The sequence below is a fragment of the Streptomyces sp. NPDC040622 genome, from assembly GCF_055593965.1.
This window is the reverse complement of sequence record NZ_JBVIXD010000015.1, coordinates 21,673-47,678: the sequence shown is the minus strand read 5'-3', so window position 1 is coordinate 47,678 and position 26,006 is coordinate 21,673. Positions and strand designations below refer to the sequence as shown.

Here is a 26,006-nt window from a genome sequence, read left to right as displayed (position 1 = left end):
ACCGGACGGACCGTGACGGACTGAGGGGTTCCCTAGGCGAAGGCGGCTGTCGGAAGCTCTGCCTCCGTCTCCTCGTAGGGGATACAGAAGCCGAGCTCGGCCTCCAGGAACCGCAGGAACGCGACATCGCCCAGTTCGTCGTCGTCGTGCACGAAGCCGAGTGCTGCCTCGGCAGGAGTACCGTCCGTGAGGTGCGGCAGGTCGGGCTCGAAGGACGTCACCGTCTCACCGCGGCAGGCATAACTGACGCGGCTGAAGCCCATCGCGTTGCGGTGCACGCAAAACGCCCGTCCCCGCTCGGACAGCGCCGCCAGATACGTACCGGTACGGCAGTGGAATTCCTCCAGCGCATAAGCCCAACCGGCCGCAGAGCCCGCTCGCACGATGGTGTCCGGGGGAGCGGGCAGAAAACCGGCGCTCGTCAGATGGGCAACCGCAGCTTCGTCTTCCCAGTCCAGGAAGTCGAGATCACTGATGTGGTCCTCCTCATCCCTCAGCAGCAGTTCGTACGCTGCCGAGCGCGTGAGCGGAACAATGTGGCGCTCTTGGGCGCCGATGCGGTGCAGCAGTTCGGACGGCGAGAGGCTTTCGCTGAGTGTGAGGGTGAAGCTCGTGCTGTAGGCATCGGCTATCCAGCCCAGCCCGTTGTTCACAGTTCCCCGGTTCATTCGAGCGCCCTCCCGTACGGGTGGCCGCCTTGATGACGGCCCTTGGGAGCGGAATCTAACGTCCGGTACTGACAGAACGTGCCTTGCGCCCGACTGGAAACACCATCACCACGGCGGTGCCGAGCCCTCCCGGCGCTCCACCAATGACGGCGAGGTGGTGGTGCAGCCCTGTGGAGGTTGCCGGGGCGGATGGGCGCGGCGCTCCGCTGCTCGCTGCCGGTGGTCTGGCGGTGCCACCGCAGGTGCGCCTGCGTCGAGTGTGTCTTCACGTCTCACTCTGACTCACCGCACCCCTCTCCGGTCCTGCAACGACCGGATGATGAGTGAGACAGCACCGGACAGCCAGGACACCATGACCGTCCTCATCGAGATCCATGCCAAGGACGGACAGGAGAAGGATGCTCGCGACAGCCTGCTGCACGCGATCGAGACCTCTCACATGGCCCGGCGCGACGGCCGGAGTTGCCGCCCTGGGCCTTGCAAGGTCGTGGTGGTGGACCGGGGCGCCGTCGCACCTATGGCCCCGTGCGACACCCAATTGGTAATGTCCGGCCATGGGATCAAATCTGGGCACGGGCGATGGTTGCGAACTGCCTGCCACCGCTGTCTGCTGGCTCACCGACGATCCCCAACCGGGCTTGATCCTGGTGGAGTTCGCCGACGCTTACGACCGTCCTCACCAACTGGTCGGCAAGACCGCCTACTTCGACGGAGAGCTCCTGCCGAGCTCGCCCTATCCGTGCCCGACCAGCATCCAGTGCACGATCGAAGAGATTGCTGACGGCATTGCGACAGTGAGCACGTGGTGGTTGGAGGGCGGTCCCAACGACACGCGTTTCGTCTTCGATGTCTGGTTGGACACGCTCGGGCCAATTGTCGACGTGTGAAGTGCGAGGTGTCGGCCTCGCCCAGGACTTCCGGTTCTGGGGCAACTTCCGTCGGGTCGTCGAGCGGACGATCACCTGACTGCACTGCCTCCGCCGCCTGCGCATCCGCTGCGGTCGGCACGACGACGTCCACGAAGCCTTCCTCGGCCTCACCGGCACCCGTGGCGGGAATCGCGCGACCAGCGCAGTCGACCCACGCCCTAGCCGGGGAGTGACTCGTCGGCGAGCTGGTTGCTGCGGTCGATCTCCGGCATGTGTGTCTCGGCCCAGGCCCGCAGGGCGGCGAGCGGTCTTTCCAGGGACAGGCCGAGCTCGGTGAGCCGGTAGTGGACGGCGGGCGGCACCGTGGGTTCCACTCGGCGCGCGACCAGGCCGTCGCGGACCAGGCTCTGCAGGGTGACGGACAGCATCTTCTGCGAAATGCCAGGGATACGGCGCCGAAGTTCCGCGAAACGGAGCTCGTCCGGAGCCTCTTCGGCCAGCACCTTGACCGCCATCGACGTCCATTTGGTGCCGATACGGTCCAGCAACTGGCGGACCGGGCAGCGCGGATCCAGCAGATCACCCCGTTCACCGGGCCGTCGGCCGGGTCCGTCGGGCCTCGATGTGGTCACTCAGGGCTCACCACCTGAAGGGAAAGTGCCGTCTTGGACGGACCAGGATAGTTCCCTACCGTGACCTGGTCACTATTCCTCACCACGCACCTGGAGCCCCTCCATGCCCGAACTGCGGCGCGTCCCCGTCAACGGTGTCGAACTGAACGTCGCTCTCGGCGGATCGGGTCCGGCCGTACTGCTGCTGCACGGCTTCCCGCACACCTGGGAGCTGTGGACGGACGTGATGGCCGACCTGTCCGGCCGCTACCGCGTCATCGCGCCGGACCTGCGAGGGTTCGGCGCGAGCAGCCGGGCCACCTCCGGGTACGACGCGGGCACCCTGGCCGAGGACGCCGCGGCGCTTCTCACCGCGCTCGACGTGTCCTCGGCCGTGGTGGTGGGCATCGACGCGGGAACCGCGCCGGCCCTCCTCCTCGCCCTGCGCCGCCCCGGTCTCGTCCGGCGCTTGGTCGTCATGGAGGCCCTTCTCGGCACGCTGCCTGGTGCCGAGGACGTCCTCGCCGACGGGCCGCCGTGGTGGTTCGGCTTCCATTCCGCCGCCCCCGGCCTTGCCGAGACCGTGCTGGAGGGCCACGAGGCCGCCTACGTCGACTGGTTCCTGCGCGCCGGCACGCTCGGCGACGGAGTGCGCCCGGCCCTCCGGGACGCCTTCGTCCGCGCGTACACCGGCCGCCAGGCGTTGAGCCGCGCGTTCTCGTACTACCGGGCGCTGCCCGAGAGCGCGGTACAGATCGAGCAGGCGGTCGCCGCCGCCCGCCTGACGATGCCGACGATGGCGGTGGGTGCCCGGCCCGTCGGTGCTGCGCTGGAACGCCAGCTCCGCCCGGTCACCGACGATCTCACCGGACACGTCATCGAAGACTGCGGCCACATCATTCCGCTTCACCGCCCGCGCGCCCTGCTCACGCTGTTGCATCCCTTCCTGGCCGGTGACGACGCCAAGGCGGCCTGACCGGGGCCGGGGCTGGCTTTTGATGCCTGCACGGAGTGTCGTACGGGTCCGCGAGGGCAGCCCAATCGCACCTGTGCCGAAGGCCAGTTGATGCCCGAGATGCACGGACGCCCTACTCGGGGGAATCGGATTCTTCGTCGTCGAAGTGAATGACGCCGTCCTCATCGAGACGGGGATGGATTTGGCCGGGGGCGTGGCTGTCGACGTCGGAGGGGCGGGGGCCCTCCGGGCCGTCGGGCCCCCAGCGCAGCAGGCGGCGGATGCGGCCGATCCGGGACACGGCACCGTTCACCTCGACCTGGTTGAGCCGCCCGGCGCGGAGGCGGTCCGCGGCCGCGGCGTACGCGACGAGTTCGGGGACGGCGGGGTCAGTGCCCTCGGCGACCACGGTGCGCGCGTCCATCTCGTGCCGGCCGTACATGGGCAGGAGGCCGCGTTGGCGCGGCACCATCCAGACCAGGCAGAAGTCCAGGCTCCTGCGGGCGTCGTGGGCGGTGGCGAGCAAGGTGCTGCCGGGCGTCCAGGCGGTGTCGGCGCTGTCACGTTTCACGACGGCGAACGTCGCGGGCAGCAACAGGACGTCGGGGTGGGTCTCCAGGGCCCGCTGGGAGTCGTGCAGCACGGCGGCGGGGAACCGGGTGGTGCCTTTGTACGCCAGGTCGCGCAGCGACAGACGTTCGACGGCCAGGGCGGGAGTGAGGGGGGCGTCCGGATCCAGGACCAGCCCTTCGTCGGGCCGGGGGCCCGTGGCGCCGCTGGTCCAGTCGGGGGCAAGGGGCTCCGGGTCGGTGGGGCGCGGCAGCTCGATGTCGCCGCTCTCGTCCAGGGCGACGTACTCCTCGGCCCGCACGACCCGGTAGCGGGTGCCGAGGACCGTGAGCTCGTCGACGCGCTCACGTTCCAGGCGGGCGACCGCGGCGAGCAGCGCTCGCCGCTGCGGCCCGTCCCGGGCGTCGTCCTTGGCCCGGTGCCACAGCAGCGAGTTCAGCGCGTCGCGGGCCTGCTGGGCGCAGCCGTCGGTCACCTCGGCCACCACGCGCCAGCACGGTCCGTCCGCCGCTCCCTGGGCGGCCACTCCGAAGACGGGGCCGCGCACGCCCAGGCCGCTGTTCTGCTGAACGGCATCGAGCGCATCGGCTTCCACCGCGGCCTCCACCGGTTCGACCGGCACTCTCACCACCACGGGCCGTCCGCCCGCTCCCGCGTCCTCTTGGTTCATGCGGCCATCCTGTCGCCACCGGCCGGTGCCGGTGGCGGTGTTCGCGGAAGAGCTCCCGCGGCGGCGCACCGGGGCCGGCAGTGTCGACTCCGTGGCGGCGCGGAGTGCCCGAGCGGTCAGCATATCGTCGGCGTATCGAAAATCGGATACGCGCCGGGAACACAGGGCCGCATTGACTGACGTCATGTCATACCCCGAACCGGCACCCATGTCCTTCCCTCTGAAGCTGACCGTCGCGCCGATCAGCGACGCCGAGCACCTGGCCTTCGTGCGGGCGCGGCGGTCGGTGAACTTCGCGCAGACCCCGGCGTGGGGGCGGGTGAAGACGGAGTGGCGCAGGGAGTCGCTCGGATGGTTCGAGGGCGGTCGGCTCGTGGGGGCGGGGCTTGTCCTTCACCGGCCGGTACCGGGTCTTTCGCGGTACACGCTCGCGTATCTGCCGTGGGGTCCTGACATCGACTGGACCGGGGACATCGGTGCGTGGCTCGACCCGTTGGCGTCCCATCTCAAGGCCCGCGGCGCGTTCGCGATCCGGCTGTGTCCGCCGGTGCGGACGCACACCTGGGGTGCGGCGCGGGTCAAGGATGGCGTGGCCGATCCGGGGGTGCGGCGGCTCACCGGACTGCCCGACGGGCAGGTGGATCCGGTCGGAGCCGAAGTGAGCCGACGGCTCCGGGCGTCCGGCTGGCTGCCGCAGAGCCCGCAGGACGGGTTCGGGGCCGGGCAGCCGCAGTTCACGTACGAGGTGCCACTGGCGGGGCGGTCCGAGGACGACGTCCTGAAGGCCATGAACCAGCAGTGGCGCCGCAACATCAAGAAGGCCGCGAAGGCGGGGGTCGAGGTCACGGTCGGTGCCGCGTCGGACCTCGCGGCGTTCCACGAGCTCTATGTGCACACCGCGGCACGCGACCGGTTCAGGCCGCGGCCGTCGGCGTACTTCGAGACGATGTTCGCGGAGTTGAGTGCCGAGGACCCCGGGCGGATCGTGCTCTATCTCGCGCGCCACGAGGGCGAGTTGGTGGCCGCCGCGATCCTGGTACGGGTCGGTGTGCACGCCTGGTACGTGTACGGCGCCTCGTCGACGGCCAAGCGTGAGGTGCGCGGTTCCCACGCGTGCCAGTGGGCCATGATCCGTGATGCCCTGGCGGTGGGCTGCGACGTGTACGACCTGCGGGGCATCACGCCGACGCTCGACGCCGCCGATCCGCATGTGGGCCTGATCCGGTTCAAGGCCGGCACCGGAGGGCGGGCGGTGCGGTACGTGGGGGAGTGGGATCTGCCGCTGCGACCGCTGGTGTACCGCGCGTTCGACCTGTACATGCGGCGGCGCGAGCGCTGAGTCCGTCCCGCCCGGTCACCGGAGCGCGGCGGCCACCTCGTCGAGGCGGGCGCCGCGCGACGCTTTGACGAGGACGATGTCGCCGTCGGTCAGGATCTCGCGCAGCCGGGCGACGGCCGCCTGGTTGTCGGTGAACGTGATCGCCCGTTCGCCCGCTGCGTCGGCTACGGGACGGGCGGTAGCCCCGATGACAGCCACCAGGTCGGCGCGCGCGGCCGCGTACGCGCCCACCGCCCGGTGTTCGGCCTCGCTGTCGGCACCGAGTTCGAGCATCGCACCGAGTACGGCGATACGACGGCGGCCCGCGATGGCTGCGAGTGCGTCCAGGGCGGCCCGGGCGGAGTCGGGGTTGGCGTTGTAGGAGTCGTTGAGCAGCGTCGCGCCGCAGGCCAGGGTGCGGAGCTCCATGCGCCACCTGGACAGGGAGGCGGTGCTGAGGGCCACCGCCGAGGTGGTCAGGGGGATGCCGGCCGCGAGTCCCGCCGCGGCGGCGGCCGCCGCGTTGAGTGCCTGGTGGGCGCCCACGAACGGTAGCGCTGCACGGGCCGAGGCGTCGCAGGTGCGCAGCGTGAAGGCCGGCCGGCCCATGTGGTCCAGGACCAGGTCCTGGACGCGCACGTCGGCGTGTTCGGCGCGGCCGAAGGTCAGGACCGGCCCGTCGGTCAGCGCGCGCATCGCGACGACGCGGGGATCGTCGGCGTTGAGGACGGCGGTGCCCCCGGGTGCGAGGCCGCGCACGAGTTCACCCTTGGTCCGTGCGATGGCCGCGCGCGAGCCGAACTCCCCGATGTGGGCCTGGCCGACGTTGAGCACGACCGCGATGTCGGGTGCGACCAGACCGGTGAGGTGGGCTATGTCGCCGAGGTGGCGGGCGCCCATTTCGAGGGCGAGGAAGCGGGTGTGCGCGTCGGCGCGTAGCATGGTCAGGGGCACGCCGAGTTCGTTGTTGTACGAACCGTGTGTGGCGACGGTCGGCCCGGCGCCCGAAAGGACCACGGACAGCAGGTCCTTGGTGCTGGTCTTGCCCTGCGAGCCCGTCACCGCGACGACGGTCAGCCGCTCGCGCAGCTGGGCCACGGCGTGGGCGGCGAGTGTCTGCAGTGCGGCCGGTACGTCGTCGACGACGACGGTGGGCAACGGCGTCGGCCGCGAGCCCAGCACGGCGGTCGCACGGGTGCGGCCGGCGTAGTCGTGGCCGTCGACGTGCTCACCGGCCATGGCGACGAAGAGGCCGCCCGGTTCGCCGTGCCGGCTGTCGAGTACGGCCGGCGCTCTCACCGTGACGGTCGCGTCACCCGTGACCCGGCCGCCGACGAGCGCGGCGATATCGGCGAGGGAGAGGGGGAGGGGGACGGGAAGCGGGGTGAGGGGCGGCTGGTTGTGAGTCATGGCACCAGTGAAGGAGGCGGGGTGTTGCCGCCGCGTATGCGGTTCTCGATACGCCGGCGATACGTGGTGGGCCGGCTCTGGTGAGGCTCGCCGCTCGCCCGCGCCGCTCGGCGTCCGGGTGGCGGGCCGAGGCTCCGGCCGGACCGCCGGAGCCTCGCCGTCTTCATCCCAGGCTCACCTGTGTGATGGGAAAGTCGAAGTAGGTGTCCGGGTAAGGCTCGTTCGTGAGCGTGTAATGCCACCATTCGCAGGCGTAGGAGCTGAATCCGCTGGTCTCCATGATGGAGCGAAGACACCTGCGGTTGTCCGCCTCGACCTGCGAGATTCCTTCCGCTCCGTGGTGCGAGACCGAGTCCATCAGATCGTGGTCGCTCCCCATGGCGGCGAGATCACCGCTTTCCAGGTGGTACAGCGTCAGGTCGACGGTACTGCCGCGGCTGTGGCCCGACCTGGCGGCCACATATCCGTTCTCGAACATCTCGGGCCGGTCGATATGGGGATAGTGGCGGTGCTTGGTGCGGCCGTCCTCCGGCTGCTGCGACCAGTGCAGGAAAGAGTCCACGGCGCGTTGCGGGCGGTAGCCGTCCCAGAGGAGCAGGCCGAAGCCGTGCGCGGACGCCTCTTCTCGTGCGGTCTGCAACGCCGCACACAGGGCCCTGGTGCCGACGATGCGGTTGGCCAGATATCCGGCGACCGGCTTTCCGGTGAAATTGTCCCAGGTGGCGTATTTGGCGTCCCAGCGGACCCCGGGCATGAACTCGTCCATGAAGACGAAGTCGTTACGCATCGGCCGGCTCCGTCGGGGTCAGGGGCTGGCAAAGTGCTCCGGCCACCAGGCGGTCGATCACCGCGGACAACGGAACCCCGGCGGCGGCCATCATCCGCGGATAGCGGCTGTAGGAAGTCATGCCGGGGAAGGTGTTGACCTCGTTGAGTACGACCTGCCCGTCGTCCTTGAGGAACAGGTCCACGCGGGCGAGCCCGCTGCAGCCCAGGGCGCGGTAGACGGCCTTCGCCGTTTCCTGGACGCGTGCCCGGGACTCGGCCGGAATGTCGGCAGGGACGATCGGCGTCGAATTGTCGGAGCCGGTCTCGGGTTCGTCCTCCTGGTGGATTCGGAAGAATCCGTGGGACAGGGCGATGCGGTCGACCTCTCCCGCGGTCAGGTCCGTTCCCCCGCCCAGGATCGCGCAGCCGACCTCGCTGCCGACGACTGCCTCCTCGACCAGGACTTTCGTGTCGTACCGCCGGGCGATGTCCAGCGCGGCCGGCAGTTCCTCCGCATGCGCCACCTTGTTGACCCCGAAGGACGATCCCGAGCGGGCCGGCTTCACGAAGACGGGATAGGTGAGCTGTGCGGCGTCGATGTCGTCGCCCGCCGCTACCGTGCGGAAGTTCGGCGTGGCGATGCCGACGCCGGCGGCGACGGCATAGGCGAGGGACTTGTCCATGCCCAGCGCGGAACTCTGGACGTCGCAGCCCACGTACGGGATGCCGGACAGCTCGAGCAGGCCCTGGACGGCGCCGTCCTCCCCGAGCTTTCCGTGCAGGACGGGCAGCACGACATCCAGGCCGATCGTCTCGTACTTGCCCTGATCGAGGACGAGCAGGCCGTGCACGCCTCGGTCCGGGGACAGCACGGCGGGCCGGTGCGCGTTGCTCTCCCAGTCCGCGGTGGGGCCCTCGCAGAGTATCCAGGCGCCGCTGCGCGTGATTCCGATGAAGTACGGCTCGTACGTGTCCGGATCGAGGTTCCGCGCGATCTCCTGCGCGGACTTGATGGATATGAGGTGTTCCTCCGAGCAGCCGCCGAAGAGGATGCCGACCTGAAGCTTGGCCTTAGGCATACTGATTCCTGCTTTCGAATTCCAGGCAGTTGGTGAGCGAGTTCTCGACCGTGTCGGTCAGGGCACGGTCCGTGTAGTACGCGGTGTGTGGACTGATGAACGCGTTCGGCATCTCCTGCAGCCGCAGGAGTGGCTTGCTGTCGATGGGCGCGTTCCGTCGGTCGGTGTAGAACACGCCTTCCTCGCCCTCGACGACGTCGAGGGCGACACCACCCAGGCGTCCGTCCTCCAGTGCCGCGACCAGCGCGGTCGAGTCGATGAGGGCACCGCGCCCGGTGTTGACCACGAACGCGCCGGGTTTCATCCGCCGGATCCGCTCACGGTCGAGAAGGTGGTGCGTCTCGGCGTTGAGCGGCGCGTGGAGCGTGACGACGTCGCTCGACCTCAGCAGTTCATCGAGCGACACCTCGTCGCCGGGGGCGCCGGGATCGCCGGGTTCAGCGGCGCGATTTCCGTACGCCAATATCCGGCATCCGAAGGCGTGGAGTCTCTCCATGACGGCCGTGCCGATGCGCCCCGTTCCGACCACGCCGACGGTCAGGTCGCGCAGCTCTTTCCCCCGCACGTCGTGCAGACGGTAGTCGTGCACATCGGCGCGGCGGACGGTGTGCTTGGCGTGGCGCACCGCCATCAGCAGCATCATCACCGTGTAGTCGGCGACGCTGTCGGGGGAATAGCGGACGTTCCCGACGGAAATCCCGACGCGGGCTGCGCTGTCCACGTCGATGTGGTCGTACCCGATGCTTCTCGTGGAGATGTAGGAGACGCCGACCCGGCTCAGCGCATGCAGTGTCGCAGGGGTGATCCGGGTCTTGTGTCCGACGCTGATGCACCGGTTTCCCGAGGCCAGATGGGCGGTCTCCTCCGATACCGCGGATTCTGTGATCGTGGGCGTCACTCCGCATCGGGGCGCCAGTTCCCGGAACCGTTCGGCTTCGTCCGGCCCGCATCCGAAAGCGGTGATTCCCACTGGTTCGCTGTAGGTCATGCCTCCATTCAAGGAAAGCGGGTGTTGCCGGCCCGTATGCGGTTTTCGATACGCTGCCGATACGTTGCCGCGGTGGCCCGTGGCCTCAGCTCGTGTGCCCCCGACACGCATTGCTGAGTGCGTCGTCCTCCAGCCGGTGGCGGGTCCGTATCACGGCTGCTGATGTGTCAGCGCGGGCAGTTGCACCGTGATACGCAGGCCGCCGGTGTCGCGCGGGGTGAGGGTGAGGGTGCCGTCGTGTGCGCGCGTGATGGTGGTGACGATGGCCAAGCCGAGGCCGACGCCCGCCTGATCGGCGTGGATGCGCTCGGTGCCCCTCTGGAACGGTTCGGTGAGCGTCGAGACCAGGTGCGGAGTCAGTTTCGCGCCGGTGTTCTCGACCGTGAGCATCACGGTGCCGGGGTGGGCGCTGGTGGTCACCCACACCATGCCCTCTTCGGCCTGATTGTGGACGATCGCGTTGTGCACGAGGTTCATGGTCAGTTGCAGCAGGAGTGCCGGCGATCCGCTCGTGGGTGTGATGTCGCCGCGGGTCTCGACGGTGACACCGTTCTTTTCCGCGAGGGGGAGCAGCGTTTCGGTGGCTTCTTCCGCCATGAGGGACAGGTCGACCGGTTCTCGGGTGAAGGAACGCTGGCCGGCTCGGCTGAGCAGGAGCAATGCTTCAGTGAGGTCGATCGCCCGGGTATTGACGGCTTGGAGGCGGTCGAGGACTTCGCCGGTGTCGTGCGAGGGATCGGTGCGGGCCACGTCGAGAAGTGACTTCGAGATCGCCAGTGGGGTGCGGAGTTCGTGCGAGGCGTTGGCCGCGAATCTCTGCTGCTCGGTCACGTGTGCTTCGAGCCGTTCGAGCATCGCGTCGAAGGCGTCGGCGAGTTCGCGGAATTCGTCCTGGCGTCCTGGCAGCCGGATACGGTGCGCGAGAGAACCTGTCGCGGCGGTACGGGTGGCGTCCGTGATCCGGGTCAGGGGGGCGAGCATACGGCCGGCGAGGACCCATCCTCCGAGGAGGCCGAACACCAGGAGGAACACCATGACCGCGGCCGCGATGGGAGCGAAACCGCGCACGAAGGTGGTGCCGGGAGTTGCTCTCCATGACCCTTCTTCGTTGGTTTGCAACCACCCCTCTCGCAGGAGCCACCAGCTCACGGCGGCAAGCAGCAAGGCACCGGCGAGCATGAGGAATCCGGCGTAGCTGAGGGTGAGTTTGAGGCGCACGCTGAGGCCGGGGGACCTATCCACTGTCGCCTCCGATGCGATAGCCGACGCCGGGCACGGTGGCGATGATCCACGGTTCGCCGAGCCGCTTGCGCAGCGCCGAGACGGTGATGCGGACGGCGTTGGTGAACGGGTCGGCGTTCTCGTCCCAGGCGCGCTCAAGAAGTTCCTCGGCGCTGACGACACCACCGCCGGCGGCGATGAGGACCTCGAGTACGGCGAACTGCTTGCGGGTCAGCGCGACGTAACGGCCGTCTCGGTAGACCTCGCGTCGGAACGGGTCCAGCCGCAGCCCCGCGATCTCATGGACAGGAGGCCGACTGTGGGCACGCCTGCGGTCGAGCGCCCGGAGCCTGAGGACGAGTTCTCGCAGGTCGAACGGTTTCGTGAGGTAGTCGTCGGCGCCGAGTTCGAAGCCGGACGCCTTGTCGTCGAGGCGGTCGGCCGCGGTCAGCATGAGGATCGGCATGCCGCTGCCCGAGGCCACGATGCGCTTGGCGATCTCGTCACCGGAAGGTCCGGGGATGTCGCGGTCGAGGACGGCGATGTCGTAGCTGTTGACGCCCAGCATTTCCAGGGCGGTGTCGCCGTCGCCCGCGAGGTCGGCCGCGATTGCTTCCAGGCGCAGGCCATCGCGGATGGCTTCCGCCATATAGGGCTCGTCCTCGACGATCAATACACGCATGCTCTCGATATTACGAGCGGGCACATATCGTCCGCGTATCAAAAACCGAATACGCGCCGACAGTATCGCGCCACCGTTCATCGCGGCCCGGACGGCCTCTTCGTCACGGTGACGTTCGGCCCTCCGCCCTCGTCCGTTTTCCCTGGCGGAGGCCCGGCTGTGCACGGCCTCAGCCGATGTTGAACGCTTGGTCGACGGGCAGTGTGTCCTCGTAGAGGTGAGCAGCGGTATGTCACCGCCGTCGACGATGATCCGCTCCAGCGCGATTTCGCTGTGGCCGGGAACGAAGTGCGGCCACAGCGTGGTGCGGTATGGCGCGACTTCCTCCCTTCGGGTGCGGCGGCCCGGTCCAGGGCAGTCCGTCAGTACGCCGCTATTCGCCTCACGGCACCTTTAGAGCTGGGTGGCTCCGCCGTCGACGAGCAGTTCCGCGCCGGTGGTGAAGGAGCTGTGGTCTCCGGCCAGGTAGAGGGCGGTGGCAGCGACCTCGTCGGGACGACCGACGCGGCCGAGCGGGGTCGGTGCGGCGGGCTCGGCCACGGCGTGCTGATCGCCCGGCGGGAACGCGGCCCGCAGCTCGTCACCGCCGGGGGTCTCGACGGGGCCGGGAGTGAGGGCGTTGACCCGGATCCCGCGGCCGGCGAGTTCGGCGGCCCAGGTGCGGGCGAGGCTGCGGATCGCGGCCTTGGTGGCGGCGTAGACACCAAGGCCCGGGGCGGCGCGCAGGGCCGCGCTGGAGGAGAGCAGAGTCACCGAGGCGCCGGCCGACAGCAGGGGGAGGGCCTTTTGGACGGTGAAGATCGTGCCCTTGAGGTTGATGGAGGTGGTCTGTTCGTACTCCTCCTCGGTGATCTCGCCGAGCGGACTGTAGTCCCCGACGCCGGCGTTGGCGACGACGATGTCGAGGCTGCCGCTGCGCTTGGTGATCTCGGTGAAGAGCCGGTCGAGGTCGTCGAGCCGCGACACATCGCTCTGGATGCCGATCCCGCGGCCGCCGACCTGCGCGACAGCGGTGTTCAGTTCGGCCTCGCGGCGGCCGGTCAGGTAGACCGTCGCTCCCTCGACGGCGAACCTGTGCGCGATGGCCAGGCCGATGCCGGTGGAGCCGCCGGTCACCAGGGCGGTCTTGCCGTCCAGCTGTCCCATGGGGTTCTCCGAATCCTCGAGGTAACTATTTTGGTTACATTGACGGCCGCAGAGACGTGCCACCACTGAGGCCGGGTGGGGCCTAGGCGGATTTGAGTACGTCCCGCAGGACGTCCTCCAGCGTGGTCTTCGCCAACTCCCTGCGCAGGGTGGCCTCGACCTCGTCGTAGACAGAGGTGAGAGCCGGTCCAATGCCGTGTCCCACGACGCACTCGGGGTCGGGCGTCGAGCGGTGCAGAGCGAAGATCGGCCCGGCGGCGATCGCCTCATGGACGTCGAGCAGGGTGATCGACACCAGGTCCCGGGAGAGCGTCCAGCCTGCTCCTGTACCTCGCCGCGAGTCGACGAGGCCGGCCTTGCGCAGCTCTGCCAGGAGGCGACGGATCACCACGGGATTGGTGTTGACGCTCGTCGCGATCTGCTCGGAGGTGGCGACCTCGTGGCCGCGCCGCTGATACAGCCCTATCCATGTGAGGGCATGTGCTGCGATGGTCAGCCTGCTGTTGGCGCTCACCTCGGACCTCGCATCTCTCGACCCTCCAACCTCGTCGTAACAATAAACATTACAACGGCTTGCGGCAAGACGTATGAGGGCCGTCACGGCTCCACCGGTCAGGGTGAGCTGCCCGCCGGCTGGGGCCACCGCGTCGGCATTCCTGCTGCGCACCCCGACCTTCGCAACTACGCGGTGCCATCTCGGAGTTGAGGGCCACCGATCGTTCAGGAAGTCGTAGCCTTCACCTGGCGGAACCAGTGACCGCGTACAGCGCGTACCTGCACAGGGGGTCGCGGAGCGTTGGGGAGGGTTCAGTGACATATACCGTGCTGTCCGGGCGCTACCGGTTGGTCGAGCGGCTGGGTGCGGGTGGGATGGGCGTCGTGTGGCGGGCCGAGGACTTGGTGCTGCACCGCGAGGTCGCCGTCAAGACCGTCGCCGGACCCGGCGTCACCGAGCAGGCGGCGGCCCGCCTGGAACGAGAGGCGCGGGCCGCGGCCGGCCTGTCCGACAATCAACACGTCGTCACCGTCCATGACTTCGGGCGGGACGGCGACACGCTCTTCATCGTGATGGCCCTCGCTCCCGGCCGCGCCCTGGATCGCGTCCTGACCGCCGAAGGCCTGCCCGCGCCGGCGCGTGCCCTGGACTGGGCCCGGCAGATCTGCTTCGCCTTGGAGGCGGCGCATGCGGCGGGGATCGTCCACCGTGACATCAAGCCCGCCAACGCCGTGCTCGGTCCGGACGGCACGGTGCGCGTACTCGACTTCGGAATCGCCTGGTTCCATCGCGACCTCGGCCTCGACCGACTCAGTCAGGCGGGCGGGGTATTGGGCAGCGCTCCCTGGATGTCCCCGGAACAGGCGCGGGGGGAGGAGGTGGGTGCGGCCTCCGATCTGTACTCGCTGGGCTGCCTGCTGTACCAACTGATCACCGGGGACACGCCGTTCGGTGATCGTGAGGTGCTGGCGCAGATCGTCGCGCACGCCTCGGAGGTTCCGCCGCCACCCTCCACGCGCAGAGCGGGGCTGCCCGCCGAGCTGGATCGGCTGGTGTCCGCTCTCCTGGCCAAGTCCCCGCACGACAGACCCGACTCGGCGGCGGAGACCGCGGCGCGACTCGGGGCGATCGCGCGTGAACTGGGGGCGGAGGAGACGGCCGTGCGGGGCCCGGCCCCTGCCGCGCTGCCGCCCGTGCCGGAGCCCGGACGACCGGTCAGCCGGCGCACTGTGCTGTTCGGCGCGGTCGGGGTGGTCGCGGTGTCCACGACGGCGATCGTCGTGGTGCCCAAGGTCCTGGACAGAGGCGGCAACCAGGGCGGCGGGCCCTCCGACACGGAAAAGGGCGGCGGCGGAGGCGATGTGAAGTACCGCTGGCGCAAGCCCACGACGTACACCCCGGACGCGCTGGCGGGCTCCGTCCTGCTGGTCGGCGACAACGAGACCGAACTGGTCGCGTACGACGCACGAACGGGCAAGGAGCGCTGGCGCGGCGCGGACGACATCGACGGGACGTACCCGATGACGAAGGACACCTTGTACGTCACCGCCAACCATGGGGAACTGCGCTGTCTGGAACCGGAAACCGGGGACAGCCGTTGGGTGTTCGATCCGCTCGGGGACGACGACGTGACGGGAGGCGCCTTCCCGGAGCTGGCCCCCGAAACGGTCTACGTCGGCATGGGGCCCTACGTCTACTCACTGCACCACGCCACCGGGGAGGTGCGCTGGCGCTACCCTCTGGAAGGTGACGGTGCCCAGGTCACCGCGCTGGAGTCGGCCGAAGGGCTGTTGCTGGTTCGAGACTGGAAAGGTCCATGGACCGCGCTGGACAAGGTGGCCGGCAAGGAACAGTGGGTCTGGACGTACGCAGAGGCCGCCAATCCGAGCGGGGGCCCCTCCTTCGCCGGCGAAGTGGACGGCCGCCTCTTCTTCACCAGCAGCTCAGGCCTGACCGTCCTGGACGCCTCCGACGGCAACACCGTCTCTACGTACAAGGACCTCGGCGAGGTCCAGGTCGTGCCCGAGCACAAACTGCTGCTCGGCACGGAGGGCGCCTGGTCATCCGCCGACGGCAAGAAGCTGTGGTCCACATCCAACGGCTACCCCTTCGTCCATGGCGACATCGTGGTGGTCAACCAGTGGGACCCGAAGACCAAGACGAACACCCTGCTGGGCCTGGACCCCCGTACCGGCACCGAACGCTGGCGCCACAAAGGACTGTTCAGCCCTCGCTTCGACAGGGGTGGCCGTAGCGCGCAACCTGATGCTCCCTTGATCGCCAAGGTCAACGGTCAGGGCGCGAAGCTTGTGCGGATCGATCCCAGTACGGGCCGCAAGGGTCCGGTCCTCACGCTGCCCGAGAAGCACCTGTTGGAGACCTTTTGTCTCGGTGACCTCGTGTTCGCCGTGTGTGCTGATCGCGGTGTGGATCCCAAGGGCGGTACTCCGCCCGACAAGCGCCGTTTGTACGCCATCGAGTTGGCGCGGCTCGACGAAACCTGAGGCTGCCCGGGCTTGTTGAGCTGCGGTGGGCTCCGCGAGCGCACGTCGGGGACCGCACCACGGACGGCGCGGTGTCGGCCTCCCGCACTTCAGCCGTTCGCGACAGCGCAGTTCACCCTCAGCGCCACGTCGGCGGCCGAAGGTGCCGATGGCGGTTCGGGGGTGGGGATCAAGGGGCCCGTCCAGGAGACTGGTCGGTGAGGTCGGTACCGGCGCCGGGGGGGGGCAGACGCGTGGGGCTCAGTTATCAGGACGCCGTCCGGCTGCTCGGGGGCCGCGAGGACGCCACCGTCGCCGCGCTCGACCGGCTGACCGGAGGGCTGCTGCTCGCGTCGACGGCCACCGGGGCGGGGTTCGCCGCCGGCCTGTTCGACGTCAGAGGCGAGCTCTCCCGGCTCGGCGTCGGCCTCGTGCACGGCCTCGGCGCACGGGCGCGCGGCCTCTCCCGATTCGAGCGCGGCGAACGGCTGGCGGCCGCCCACGCGGTGGTGGTGCTCTCCGCCTACTTCGAGGTGCTGGCCGAGGCCGAACTCGCCTGCACGGTACGGGACCTGGAGTTGAGCCGCGCCGAACAGGCGGCGCTGGCCACGGGGGAGCGGTCCGACTCCCGGCGCCTGCACGCCTTGGCCGACGCCCTGCTGCGGTCGGACGTACCGATACCGTCAGCCCACCGGTCGTACGAGGAGACCCTCACGACGCTCGGAGGCTTCTACCGGCGGCTGTCGGGCGAGGTCACCCGCTTCGTGGCCGGGCTCGCCGTCTGGGACGGGCTCGACGACACCCGCAGGCACCGCTTGGAACACACGCTGTCCAACGGTCTGCCGGGCCGGGCCTGCGCCCGGTACGAAGAGCTGTTCCGGCAGCTCGCCCTGGACTTCCCGGAGGTCGCCTTCTGGGCGAACCTGATCGACCACCAGGCTACGCGGACCCAGCTCCGGTCGCTGCGGGCCGGCCTCGACGAGCTGGGCCGGGCGCTCTCCGAGCTTGCCGCGCACCGGACGCCCGACCCCTGGCTCGCCGGGCTGGCCCGCGCCCACTCAGCGGCCCTCGACCGGCCCATCCTCACCTCGCGGGACGTCCTGGACGGACTGAGCCTCCCGGCGCTCGGCACGGCGTACGTGAGCCCGGACTTCCGGGTGGCCGAAGTCGGCCCCGCCGACCGGTTCGGCGAGGAGGCGTGGTGGGCCCAACAGCGGGTCCGTGAGGATCTCGACCACTTCCTGCTCGGCCACCTCACCTCGCCGCGGGCCGTCCGTGCCCCGCTGGTCGTCCTCGGCCAGCCGGGGTCGGGCAAGTCCGTCTTCACCCACGTCCTCGCGGCACGACTGCCGCCCGCGGACTTCCTCGTCGTACGCGTGGAACTGCGTGACGCGGCCGCCGAGGCGGATCTGCAGACTCAGATCGAGCAGGCCGTGCGGTCGACCACCGGAGAGGCCGTGACCTGGCCCGAGCTGGTGCGGCGCGGGGCGGGGGCGCTCCCGGTCGTCCTGCTCGACGGCTTCGACGAACTGCTCCAGGCGACGGGCGTCGGCCAGAGCGACTATCTGCAGAAGGCCGGCGACTTCCAGCGGCGCGAGGCGGCCCAGGGGCGGCCCGCCGTGGTCGTCCTCACCAGCCGCACCGCCGTCGCCGACCGGGCCCGGCCCGCGGAGGACATGCTCGCCCTGTGCCTGGAACCGTTCAGCGACGCCCAGGTCACCTGGTGGCTGCGGATGTGGAACGCCACCAACGCCACCGGCTTCGCCGCCCGCGATCTGCGCCCTCTGGAGCCCGAAGTGGCCCTGCGGTACCGGGCCCTGGCATCCCAGCCGCTGTTGCTGTTGATGCTCGCGCTCTACGACGCCGACGGCAACGCGTTGCAACGGCGCGACGCGTCGCTGGGGGAGGGGGAGCTCTACGAACAGCTGCTCACCAGCTTCGCCGCCCGGGAGGTCCGCAAGAGCGCCGCGGGCCTGGCCGAGGAAGAGCTCGACGCGGCGGTGGAACGCCAGCTCGCCCAGCTGTCGCTGGTCGCGTTCGCCATGTTCAACCGCGGACGGCAATGGATCGGCGTGGCCGAACTCGACGCGGACCTGTCCGCGCTCGCCCCGGACGCCCACCGGGCCCGCGCCGCACCCGGTCTGCGGGCCACGCTGGGCGCGGCGGACATCGTGCTCGGCCGGTTCTACTTCGTCCACGAGTCGCGGGCGAACCGCGAGGGCCTGCGCCTGCGCACCTACGAATTCCTGCACGCCACCTTCGGGGAGTACCTGGTCGCCCGGCTCGTCACGCAGGAACTGGACGATCTGGTGGCCGCGTCGAGCTCCTCTGCGCGCCGCACCCGGCCCGCCGTGATCGACGACGCGTTCCTGCACGCCCTGCTCTCCTTCATGCCCCTGACCACCCGCGGCACCACCGTCTCCTTCGCCTGCGAACGGCTGCGCGCCCTGCCCGAGTCGCGTCGGCACGGCGTGCGCGACGTACTGCTCGACCTGTTCCGGCACGTCGGGCAGGCACGGCACGACACCCGGTACGACGACTACGTGCCGAGCAGGCTCCCGGTGACCTCGGGCCCTGCCAGGTACTCCGTGAACCTGCTGGTGCTCGCCGTCGCGACGGCGGGAGAACTTACCGGTCGCGAGCTGTTCCCGCAGGAGCACGACGTCATATCGGCGTGGCGGGCCACCGCGCTGCTGTGGCGTTCGCAGTGCCCCGAGGAGGCGTGGGAGGGGCTGGTCGCCACGCTGGCGCTCGAACGTGTCTGGGACGGCGGCCGACGGGAGATCAGACTGTCGCTGCGGCCCGACCCGGAGCCCGACCCCGGGCCACTGGACGCCCACTGGACGTACGACCGTGACGCGGACAACCACTTCCGGCACAGCGCGCGGCGGGAGGGCGGCTGGTTCTCCTGGATCGCGCACCAGAACTCGTGGCTGCGGGTGCAGTCCCACTTCCTGTGCGATGTTCTCGACGACATCTTCGCCCATGGCCTCGAACCGCTGGCGGGCCCGTGGGACACGGCGGTCACCACCTTCTTCGACGACGGTGACGAGCCGCCCGTATCGGCGGTCCACGCGATGATCGCCCTGTGGTTGCGCATTGACCAGGACTGCACCGAACGGGAGTTGACCGCGGCCTTCGACACCTGCCTGCAGACGGCCCTCAACAGTTTCGCCCCCAACGACCACGAGACCCGACGGCGCTTCCGCCTGATGTTCCTGCGGCGTCTCGCGGCGGACTGGCCGCGCCTGGAACCGGAGTGGGTGGAGCGGGCGATGCGGAGCATCCACGACGGCGGCAAGGACGCGACGGTCGACGACGGCTCGCAGTTCCGCGACGTCGCCGACGAGGTGCTCCCCGACGCCCTGAAGGCGGCACACTGGCCGGACGAGGGGCAGGCTCGGGGGTGCGCCGTATGACCCGCCCGGCGCCGTCGGCGGGAGGGCTCGAATTCTCCCTCCCGACTGCTGGGGCCGTCGGTCAGTGCGGCGAGCACCTGCAGCTCCCGGGTGCTGACTCCTGCATGCCCGCGTACCGGCCGTCGGCGGCGAACAGGCGTCGGGCCACGCCGTCCGCGACGCCCAAGGGAGCGAGTACGTCGTGGAGTTGCTGAAGGAGAAGTGTCACGAACGGCGTGGTGCGCCCCCGCATGGACGTGGGAGAGGGCCCGGACTTCGCAGGCGAGCAGTTGCGTCACGTGCAGAAAGCCTTCACGAAGGCCGGCGCGGGAGCCCGCGCGAGGGCGCAGACGCATACCGACCGGCAGGATCGTCTCCACCGTCTTCGGCGATGAAGTCGGTCAGCGCGGCGGCGACGGCATCGGGCTGCTCATCAGGGATGAAGTGTCCCGCGTCGGGCACGACGATCCCGGTGGTGTGGTCGGCCCACGGCCTGATGGAAGCTGCCATGTCGGGGATGGAGCCGTGGCTGCTGGAGATCCCGAGAACCGGGACCGTCAGGCGCTGTTGTGCGAGCGCTTCGTGGTTCTTCCGCGCCGACTCGGCGGCGTCCCGGTAGTAGGCCAGGGACGCGCGGAGACCGCCGTCGGCGGCGACGGACGCGGCGTATTGCTCAATCTCGGCGTCGTCGAAGGTGTCGGGGGAGAGGCTCTTCGCCTTCAGGAACCATCCGACGTACTCACGTTCGCGACCGGCGAGCAGCGTCTCGGGCAGGCCGGGCACGAGGTGGAAGGCGAAGTGCCAGGTTTTCCACGCCTGTTCGGGGTCGGTCGGGATGGTGTCAGGGAGTGTGATGCCCGGGATGCCGGCGTCGAGCAGTGCCAGGCCCCGCAGCCGGCTCGGGTACTTCAGGGCGAGCGAAAAGGCGACCCATGCGCCGATGTCATGGGCGACCAGCCAGTATGCCGAGACTCCTAGGGCCTTGGCCGCGGCGTGGACGGTCGCAGCGGCTGTGTGCGTGTCGTAGCTGATGTCCGGGCGTTCGGAGTGGCCCTGGCCCGGCAGATCGATCGCGATGACGTGGAATCGGTCGGCCAGGTTCGTCATCACCTTGCGCCATGCCCACCAGGTCTGAGGGAACCCGGCGAGCAGCACGATGGCTGGACCGCCCGGCTGACCGCCTTCAACCGCGTGAAGCCGTACGCCGCCCGCGTCGACCCAACGGTGGGCGAAACCGGACAGGCCGGGCAGCGGCAGGTCGTGGACCGGGTTGCCGGAGTCGCGGGGGGCGCTTGCGGGGCCATTCATGGTTGTCCTCCACCGGTGTTGAGGTGTGTTGACGGTCTGTTGAAGGTGTCTGGTGCGCCGGTTGATTCACTGCGCAGGCCGAGGGCCAGGCTCACGGGCGCGGTGGGCGCGGTGGGCACGGTGAGAGTGGCGAGGGCGGCGCTGGAGACTCGTGTCCTGGCGACCTGAGACACGACAACGCTGGTGAGCGGGCCAGAGCCGGATGCGTGTGTCACTGCGCTGTGAGCTCGCAGGGTTGTCCGGCCAAGCTCACGACTTCACCCTAGCTCATCTTGAACCGAATGGTTCAAGATGGAATGATGGTATCCACTACGACGGCAGAGCGAGAAAGGAGCTCCGGCATGGCAGGCAAGAAGCAGTTCGACGTTGCCACGGCGCTCGATGCCGCGATGATCCAGTTCTGGCGGGCCGGCTACGCGGACACGTCGGTGGACGACCTGTCCCGGGCGACCGGGCTCAACCGCAGCTCCATCTACTCCTCCCTCGGCGACAAGGACACGCTCTTCCTGCGCTGCCTGGAGCGCTACACCACGCGGTACGGAGACAAGTACGACGCCGCGTTGTCCTGCGCCGCCGACCGGCCCTTGGCAGCCGCGCGGGCGTTCTTCGACATCACCCTGGAACGCATCGCGGACCCCGGTCTGCCCGACGGGTGCCTGGTGGCCCAAACCGTCATGGCGACCCCAGTGCTGAGCGCGAGCGTCGCGGCCCGTGCACGGGAGGCGATCGGCTTTCAGCACACCCGGCTGAGCGCCGCGCTGAAGGCGGGCCGGATGCACCACGAAGCTGCCGAGTCCTTCGCGACCCACCTTGCGGCCGTGAACCAGTCCCTCGCCGTCATGAGCAGAGCCGGAACAGGCACGGAGCGGCTGCGCGCCATCGTCGACGTGACGCTCGACGCGCTTGCGCGGACTCTCGGCGCGAGTGACTGAGTCTGTTCGGCCGAGCGGACTTCGCGTGCCCCGATGCCCCGATGCCCCGATGCCCACCGGCCCTGGACCGCTTGTCAGGCCCATCTTGGCCGATCCCACGTCGACCGTCCTTCAGCGGGTCCTCGCTCCCTTGAGTCCCGTGAGTCCCGCGGTGACGACGGCCCGGCGGAACGGAGTTTGCCCGTGGCGTGGCTCCCTTGTTGCCCAAGCACCGTCCACAGTGGGGGACTGCGGTGGCGACCGCATCGGCGGCAAGGCCGCGCAGCGTGGTCTCGAACATGGAGCGGTGACGCCGCTGGCGAAGGCGCGTTGGGGTGGACCGCTCACCGCAGGCCACCTGTGCCGAGCGGCAGTAACACCGGTCGGTGGCCGCCCCTCTGGTCGGCCTCCGCCGGTTCGCGGACGGTCAGGACGGGGAGTGGAGCCAGCCCTGGGCGCGGGCGGTCCGGGAGGTGGCACGCAGCAGTTGGGCGACAACCGGGCGTCCTGTGTCGCCGCGGGTGAGCAGGTGGATCTCGATCGCCGCCGCCGGGGTGAGCGGACGCCAGGCCAGGCCGGTCGGGAGGCCCGGGAGGCTGGAGGCGCCGACGATGGACACGGCCTGGCCCTGGGCCACCGGGGTGTGGGCGGCGTCGAAGACGCGGCGGAAGCGGAGTCGCGGGCTGATGCCGGCGCGGTCGAGGATCGCCGTGATCGCGTCGTAGTGGCCGGGGTTGGACTCCCGGGTGTGCAGCAACACCGTCTCGTCGGCGAGAGCGGCCGCCGCCACCTCGTCCTGGGCGGCCAGCGGATGGTCCTGGTGCATGAGCACGCCCTGCGGCTCCAGTCGTACCAGGGTGCGTACGAGTTGAGGGGTGGGCGGCGAACAGCGCAGCAGGCCCGCGTCCAGCGTGCCGTCGGTGACGCCGGTGACGATCTCGGTCGTGGCAAGGAGCTGGGTGGTGACGGTGAGGCCGGGGTGCGTCTCGGCGAGGCCCTCAAGGAGGACGGGAGCGGTCTCGTATCCGGTGCTGGCGCTGTAGCCGAAGGTCAGGCCGCCCTGCGCACCGGCCGCGAAGCCACGGATGTCGCGCCACAGCAGGTCCGCGTCGTCGACCAGTGACCGGCCGCGCTCCATCAGCAGCCGCCCGGCCTCGGTGGGCACCACGTACTGCGTGGTGCGCTCCAGCAGCCGCACGCCCAATTCCTTCTCCAGTTCCCGTATCTGGCGGCTGAGGGCGGGCTGGGCTATGAGCAGGCGGGCGGCGGCGCGGGTGAAATTCCGTTCCTCGGCGACGGCGAGGAAGTAGCGGAGGCGACGAAGTTCTGGCATGCGGGGCATCTTAGGGCCGGCGCTGAAGTGCAGTTATGCCGAACGGTTCTGGGATGGGCGAGGACAGGTCTTTCCCTCCGGAGGCGGGTGATTCCTAGTGTCCTGGGTGTCAGCAGGAACACCGGGCGAAGGGCCAAGAACATGAGCGACAACCAGATCACCGAAGACAGCAAGGCAGTCGTCCAGAGCTACATGGACACCTTGACGGGCGGCGACATCGACGCCCTGCGCGGCTTCTTCACCCCGGAGTCGACCTGGACCCTCGCCGGCGACCTTCCGTTGTCGGGTACGTGGACCGGGCCGGAGCAGATCCTCGACGTGTTCGTGCCGCGGATGGTGGCCCGACTGCTCCCGGAGACCATGGAGTTCGGCTTCGACGGGCTGATCGCCGAGGGCGACCGAGTCCTGGCCGAGTGGAACACCCGCGCCCAGGCCAGATCCGGGGGCCACTACGACCAGCACTGCTTGGCGATCTTCACCGTCCGCGACGGCAAGATCGCATCGGTGCGCGAGTACCTCGACACCCTGCACGCCAAGACCGTCGTCTTCGCCTGAACCCCGCCTGCCACAGCGCCGACCCGTCCACAGCACTGAACCGCCCACCGCACAGCACTGAACCGCCCACCGCACAGCACTGAACCGCCCACCGCACAGCACCATCCACAGCACCGAAAGGAAGCAGGAAGCCATGAAGGCGATACTCCCCGGCTCGCCCGCCGACAGCGAAAAGCCCGTGCTCCTCGGCGAGGCCGCCGAGCCCGAACCCGCCGCTGACGAAACCGTCCTCGCGGTCGAGGCGTACTCGGTCAACCGCGGCGAGACCTTCCAGCTCGACGGCGGCCTCGACCGCACCTGGGCCGGCTGGCGGCCGGGCAAGGACGTCGCCGGCACGGTCGTACGGGCCGCGGACGACGGCTCCGGCCCTGCCGTGGGCACCCGCGTGGTCGCCCACCCGCCCGCCTACGGCTGGGCCGAGCGTGTCGCCGTGCCCACCCACAGCCTGGCCGAGCTCCCCGACAACGTCGACGCGGTCACGGCTGCCGCCCTCCCCCTCGCCGGCATCACCGCGTTGCGGCTGCTGCGCGCCTCCGGACCGCTGGCCGGCCGACGACTGCTGATCACGGGCGCCAGCGGCGGGGTGGGCCACTACGTCACAGAGCTGGCCGCCGCCTCGGGGGCGGCCGTCACCGCGGTCACCGCCACGGCCGAGCGCGGCGCGCGGCTGCTGCAGCTGGGCGCCGCCGCACTGGTCACCTCCGTAACGGATGCCGAGGGTCCGTATGACGTGGTGCTGGAGTCGGTCGGTGGTGACAGTTTGCCCGCCGCGCTGTCGAAGCTGGCTCCCTGCGGGCTGCTGGTGTGGTTCGGACAGGCCAGCCGCATGCCCGTCACTCTTGACTTCTTCGACTTCTTCGGTGGCCCGAACCAGGGCCGTATCGCCCACTTCGACTACACCACCTCGGACACCAGCTACGGCGAGGACCTCACCGCGCTCGTACGTCTCGTCGCCACCGGCCGCCTGCATCCCGAGATCGGCACCGTCCGCGACTGGACCCGCACTGGGGAGGTCATCACCGACTTGCGCGGCCGCGCCGTCCGCGGCAATGCGGTGCTGACGATCGGCTGACCGGCCGCTGCGGGATGGCAGGACCGCGTGCGACCTCGATGCTCAGAAGCGCAGCTTATGAGTCCATAAGGTCATGCAAGGTAGTGGAAACTTTGACAACAGCGAAAGATGGGTCACACAAGCTCATAGCGACAGATTTGGTTTCCCGTTGAAGCACATACGCATGGCAGTCCTGGCTGCCGTCTCGGTGGCCGCCCCGGCCCTCTTGGCTGCTGCGCCCGCGGCGGCGGCAGAGGTCAGCCCGCCGGCCCTCTCCATACCGGAGCCCGCTCCGGAGCCCGGGAACCCGGAGCCCCCGACCGGGCAAAGAGAGCCGTCAGCCGACGCTCCGGTCGGCCCCGGTGCCACGGCATCGCCCCAGGCGCCTGCGGCACCCGAGGCAAGAACAGGCCCGGCGACGCCGCCTCCGGCCGGAGTTCCTGCCGAGCCGACGCCGGGCGCTGCCGGGCCGGTGCCGGCCGGCGCCCCCACCACGCAGCCCGGAGCCCCCGGCACCGTGGACACGACCGCAGGAGAGGAGCCGGGCAGCGGAACCCAGCCGTCCTCCTCCGCCACCGCCCCGGACGACACCATCGAGCCGACCGGGACCGCCGAGTCCGTCACCTCGGCCCAGTCTGCCGCCAGGCCCGCTCGGGAGTCCGACAACGTCCCAGCCGATGCCGGGGAGTTGGGCGCGGCGGCACTGAGCACTACGTTGCACGGTCTGCCCAGCAAGGTCGTGCCCGGCTCCGGCTGGAAGAATTTCACCTTCCGCGCCATCAATTCCTCTGCCCAGGCGATTAGGTCGGTCGAGGTCTACACCCAATTGGCGGCCATCGATCACCGTGGTCGCGACAGGTGGCAGCTGCTGACCCTGCAGTGGTACGACGAGGACGCTGGTGTCTGGAAGACGGTCGATCCGGACCTCAGTTACCTCACCACGCTCGCCGGGTTGGCGCCCGGCGAGCACACCGACATCAAGTTGCGGATGAAGGTCGATGGCGGCATGCCGATAGGTGACGGCGACGCCCAGGCGCTCGGCATATATCTCGACGAGGACGACACCCGCAGCGTGTCGGTGGCGATGGGCTACGACTTCGACATCGTGGTCGAGGAGAGCGAGCCGCCGGTCACGGGCGAGCTCGGCAGCGAGCCGCAGGCCCCGGACAACAAGCCTGCTCCGCACGACGACCGGCAAGAGCTTCCGACCGCGGGTAAGCCCACCGGCACCGCTACCGCCACCAGCGTCGGCAAGCCCGGCGCTTCAGGGGCCGGGGGCGGCGAGGTCAGGCCGGTCGCCGGGCGGCCCGACGCAGCCGATCACGCTGCCGACCGGACCGTCTCGAACGCCGCCTTGGCCGAAACGGGCAGCGATTCCGCCACCGGCTTGCTGCTCGGGGCCGGCGGTGCCTCGATCGCCTTGGGCGCAACGCTGGCAACCGTCGCCCGAAGGCGCCACCGCCACACCTCCTGACCGGCGGCCGAAGTGAACGACCGGGAGGGACCGTCTCCTGGC

At 69.8% G+C, this 26,006-nt stretch carries 22 protein-coding genes; 9 read left to right on the top strand and 13 right to left on the bottom strand.

Features of this window, described 5'->3' with window-relative positions; genetic code table 11:
- Positions 1 to 32: 32 nt before the first annotated feature.
- A complete protein-coding gene (locus ACZ592_RS34905; RefSeq protein WP_471585729.1) occupies positions 33 to 653 on the bottom strand; it encodes a DUF6461 domain-containing protein in 621 nt (206 codons plus the stop codon).
- A 569-nt stretch (positions 654 to 1,222) separates the two neighbouring features.
- Here ACZ592_RS34905 and ACZ592_RS34900 point away from each other — a divergent pair.
- Positions 1,223 to 1,555, top strand: a complete 333-nt coding sequence (locus tag ACZ592_RS34900) for a hypothetical protein (RefSeq protein WP_471585728.1) — start codon at positions 1,223 to 1,225, stop codon at positions 1,553 to 1,555.
- 200 nt (positions 1,556 to 1,755) lie between these two features.
- On the opposite strand, the gene ACZ592_RS34895 is transcribed toward ACZ592_RS34900, so the two are convergent.
- Positions 1,756 to 2,169 (bottom strand): winged helix-turn-helix transcriptional regulator, encoded by a 414-nt coding sequence (locus ACZ592_RS34895; RefSeq protein ID WP_471585727.1) that lies wholly within the window; start codon positions 2,167 to 2,169, stop codon positions 1,756 to 1,758.
- A gap of 103 nt (positions 2,170 to 2,272) precedes the next feature.
- On the opposite strand from ACZ592_RS34895, the gene ACZ592_RS34890 reads away from it, so the two are divergent.
- Positions 2,273 to 3,124 carry an alpha/beta fold hydrolase gene (locus tag ACZ592_RS34890; RefSeq protein ID WP_471585726.1) on the top strand — a complete coding sequence of 284 codons (852 nt, stop codon included), beginning with the start codon at positions 2,273 to 2,275 and terminating at the stop codon, positions 3,122 to 3,124.
- 112 nt (positions 3,125 to 3,236) lie between these two features.
- Here ACZ592_RS34890 and ACZ592_RS34885 read toward each other — a convergent pair whose 3' ends face one another.
- The gene (locus ACZ592_RS34885; RefSeq protein WP_471585725.1) at positions 3,237 to 4,343 is read right to left on the bottom strand and encodes a DUF5954 family protein; all 1,107 of its coding nucleotides are present in this window, start codon (positions 4,341 to 4,343) and stop codon (positions 3,237 to 3,239) included.
- 184 nt (positions 4,344 to 4,527) lie between these two features.
- Between ACZ592_RS34885 and ACZ592_RS34880 the strand changes: the two genes are divergently transcribed.
- A complete protein-coding gene (locus ACZ592_RS34880; protein ID WP_471585724.1) occupies positions 4,528 to 5,682 on the top strand; it encodes a lipid II:glycine glycyltransferase FemX in 1,155 nt (384 codons plus the stop codon).
- 15 nt (positions 5,683 to 5,697) lie between these two features.
- Here the strand turns inward: ACZ592_RS34880 and ACZ592_RS34875 are convergent, their stop codons facing one another.
- From ACZ592_RS34875 to ACZ592_RS34840, 8 genes are all read right to left on the bottom strand, one after another.
- Complete coding sequence (locus tag ACZ592_RS34875; protein WP_471585723.1) at positions 5,698 to 7,071, bottom strand: UDP-N-acetylmuramoyl-tripeptide--D-alanyl-D-alanine ligase; 1,374 nt, start codon at positions 7,069 to 7,071, stop codon at positions 5,698 to 5,700.
- A gap of 163 nt (positions 7,072 to 7,234) precedes the next feature.
- A complete protein-coding gene (gene vanX, locus ACZ592_RS34870; protein WP_471585722.1) occupies positions 7,235 to 7,858 on the bottom strand; it encodes a D-Ala-D-Ala dipeptidase VanX in 624 nt (207 codons plus the stop codon).
- The gene (gene vanA, locus ACZ592_RS34865; protein WP_471585721.1) at positions 7,851 to 8,918 is read right to left on the bottom strand and encodes a D-alanine--(R)-lactate ligase; all 1,068 of its coding nucleotides are present in this window, start codon (positions 8,916 to 8,918) and stop codon (positions 7,851 to 7,853) included. The genes vanX and vanA overlap by 8 nt, the downstream gene beginning before the upstream one ends.
- Positions 8,911 to 9,906: a D-isomer specific 2-hydroxyacid dehydrogenase family protein gene (locus tag ACZ592_RS34860; RefSeq protein WP_471585720.1), complete on the bottom strand. Its 996-nt coding sequence runs from the start codon at positions 9,904 to 9,906 to the stop codon at positions 8,911 to 8,913. Before ACZ592_RS34860 ends, vanA begins: the two co-directional genes overlap by 8 nt.
- Before the next feature lie 150 nt (positions 9,907 to 10,056).
- Positions 10,057 to 11,148, bottom strand: a complete 1,092-nt coding sequence (locus tag ACZ592_RS34855) for a sensor histidine kinase (RefSeq protein ID WP_471585719.1) — start codon at positions 11,146 to 11,148, stop codon at positions 10,057 to 10,059.
- Positions 11,141 to 11,809 (bottom strand): response regulator transcription factor, encoded by a 669-nt coding sequence (locus ACZ592_RS34850; protein WP_471585718.1) that lies wholly within the window; start codon positions 11,807 to 11,809, stop codon positions 11,141 to 11,143. Before ACZ592_RS34850 ends, ACZ592_RS34855 begins: the two co-directional genes overlap by 8 nt.
- A 393-nt stretch (positions 11,810 to 12,202) precedes the next feature.
- Positions 12,203 to 12,955, bottom strand: a complete 753-nt coding sequence (locus ACZ592_RS34845) for an SDR family NAD(P)-dependent oxidoreductase (RefSeq protein ID WP_471585717.1) — start codon at positions 12,953 to 12,955, stop codon at positions 12,203 to 12,205.
- Positions 12,956 to 13,037: 82 nt separating this feature from the next.
- Positions 13,038 to 13,469, bottom strand: coding sequence for an Rrf2 family transcriptional regulator (locus ACZ592_RS34840; protein WP_471585716.1), 432 nt, complete (start codon positions 13,467 to 13,469; stop codon positions 13,038 to 13,040).
- Positions 13,470 to 13,765: 296 nt separating this feature from the next.
- Here ACZ592_RS34840 and ACZ592_RS34835 point away from each other — a divergent pair, with 296 nt between their 5' ends.
- A complete protein-coding gene (locus ACZ592_RS34835; protein ID WP_471585715.1) occupies positions 13,766 to 15,955 on the top strand; it encodes a protein kinase domain-containing protein in 2,190 nt (729 codons plus the stop codon).
- A 233-nt stretch (positions 15,956 to 16,188) separates the two neighbouring features.
- Positions 16,189 to 19,353: an NACHT domain-containing protein gene (locus ACZ592_RS34830; RefSeq protein WP_471585714.1), complete on the top strand. Its 3,165-nt coding sequence runs from the start codon at positions 16,189 to 16,191 to the stop codon at positions 19,351 to 19,353.
- A gap of 291 nt (positions 19,354 to 19,644) precedes the next feature.
- Here the strand turns inward: ACZ592_RS34830 and ACZ592_RS34825 are convergent, their stop codons facing one another.
- Positions 19,645 to 20,640, bottom strand: a complete 996-nt coding sequence (locus tag ACZ592_RS34825; protein WP_471585713.1) for an alpha/beta fold hydrolase — start codon at positions 20,638 to 20,640, stop codon at positions 19,645 to 19,647.
- Positions 20,641 to 20,981: 341 nt separating this feature from the next.
- Here ACZ592_RS34825 and ACZ592_RS34820 point away from each other — a divergent pair, with 341 nt between their 5' ends.
- Positions 20,982 to 21,572: a TetR/AcrR family transcriptional regulator gene (locus ACZ592_RS34820; protein WP_471585712.1), complete on the top strand. Its 591-nt coding sequence runs from the start codon at positions 20,982 to 20,984 to the stop codon at positions 21,570 to 21,572.
- Positions 21,573 to 21,978: 406 nt separating this feature from the next.
- Here ACZ592_RS34820 and ACZ592_RS34815 read toward each other — a convergent pair whose 3' ends face one another.
- Positions 21,979 to 22,884: a LysR family transcriptional regulator gene (locus tag ACZ592_RS34815; protein WP_471585711.1), complete on the bottom strand. Its 906-nt coding sequence runs from the start codon at positions 22,882 to 22,884 to the stop codon at positions 21,979 to 21,981.
- 141 nt (positions 22,885 to 23,025) lie between these two features.
- On the opposite strand from ACZ592_RS34815, the gene ACZ592_RS34810 reads away from it, so the two are divergent.
- The 3 genes from ACZ592_RS34810 (at position 23,026) to ACZ592_RS34800 (ending at position 25,964) form a co-directional block, all read left to right on the top strand.
- A complete protein-coding gene (locus tag ACZ592_RS34810) occupies positions 23,026 to 23,439 on the top strand; it encodes a nuclear transport factor 2 family protein (protein WP_471585710.1) in 414 nt (137 codons plus the stop codon).
- A gap of 133 nt (positions 23,440 to 23,572) precedes the next feature.
- Positions 23,573 to 24,511 (top strand): zinc-binding dehydrogenase, encoded by a 939-nt coding sequence (locus tag ACZ592_RS34805; RefSeq protein ID WP_471585709.1) that lies wholly within the window; start codon positions 23,573 to 23,575, stop codon positions 24,509 to 24,511.
- A gap of 496 nt (positions 24,512 to 25,007) precedes the next feature.
- Complete coding sequence (locus ACZ592_RS34800) at positions 25,008 to 25,964, top strand: hypothetical protein (RefSeq protein WP_471585708.1); 957 nt, start codon at positions 25,008 to 25,010, stop codon at positions 25,962 to 25,964.
- The last annotated feature ends 42 nt before the right edge of the window (positions 25,965 to 26,006 follow it).

Bases quoted from the DNA above. Each gene is read 5' to 3' on its own strand.
- ACZ592_RS34900 (WP_471585728.1), top strand. From the start codon at position 1,223: ATGGGATCAAATCTGGGCACGGGCGATGGTTGCGAACTGCCTGCCACC.
- ACZ592_RS34890 (WP_471585726.1), top strand. From the start codon at position 2,273: ATGCCCGAACTGCGGCGCGTCCCCGTCAACGGTGTCGAACTGAACGTC.
- ACZ592_RS34885 (WP_471585725.1), bottom strand. From the start codon at position 4,343: ATGAACCAAGAGGACGCGGGAGCGGGCGGACGGCCCGTGGTGGTGAGA.
- ACZ592_RS34880 (WP_471585724.1), top strand. From the start codon at position 4,528: ATGTCATACCCCGAACCGGCACCCATGTCCTTCCCTCTGAAGCTGACC.
- ACZ592_RS34875 (WP_471585723.1), bottom strand. From the start codon at position 7,071: ATGACTCACAACCAGCCGCCCCTCACCCCGCTTCCCGTCCCCCTCCCC.
- vanX (WP_471585722.1), bottom strand. From the start codon at position 7,858: ATGCGTAACGACTTCGTCTTCATGGACGAGTTCATGCCCGGGGTCCGC.
- vanA (WP_471585721.1), bottom strand. From the start codon at position 8,918: ATGCCTAAGGCCAAGCTTCAGGTCGGCATCCTCTTCGGCGGCTGCTCG.
- ACZ592_RS34860 (WP_471585720.1), bottom strand. From the start codon at position 9,906: ATGACCTACAGCGAACCAGTGGGAATCACCGCTTTCGGATGCGGGCCG.
- ACZ592_RS34850 (WP_471585718.1), bottom strand. From the start codon at position 11,809: ATGCGTGTATTGATCGTCGAGGACGAGCCCTATATGGCGGAAGCCATC.
- ACZ592_RS34845 (WP_471585717.1), bottom strand. From the start codon at position 12,955: ATGGGACAGCTGGACGGCAAGACCGCCCTGGTGACCGGCGGCTCCACC.
- ACZ592_RS34825 (WP_471585713.1), bottom strand. From the start codon at position 20,640: ATGAATGGCCCCGCAAGCGCCCCCCGCGACTCCGGCAACCCGGTCCAC.
- ACZ592_RS34820 (WP_471585712.1), top strand. From the start codon at position 20,982: ATGGCAGGCAAGAAGCAGTTCGACGTTGCCACGGCGCTCGATGCCGCG.
- ACZ592_RS34815 (WP_471585711.1), bottom strand. From the start codon at position 22,884: ATGCCAGAACTTCGTCGCCTCCGCTACTTCCTCGCCGTCGCCGAGGAA.
- ACZ592_RS34810 (WP_471585710.1), top strand. From the start codon at position 23,026: ATGAGCGACAACCAGATCACCGAAGACAGCAAGGCAGTCGTCCAGAGC.
- ACZ592_RS34805 (WP_471585709.1), top strand. From the start codon at position 23,573: ATGAAGGCGATACTCCCCGGCTCGCCCGCCGACAGCGAAAAGCCCGTG.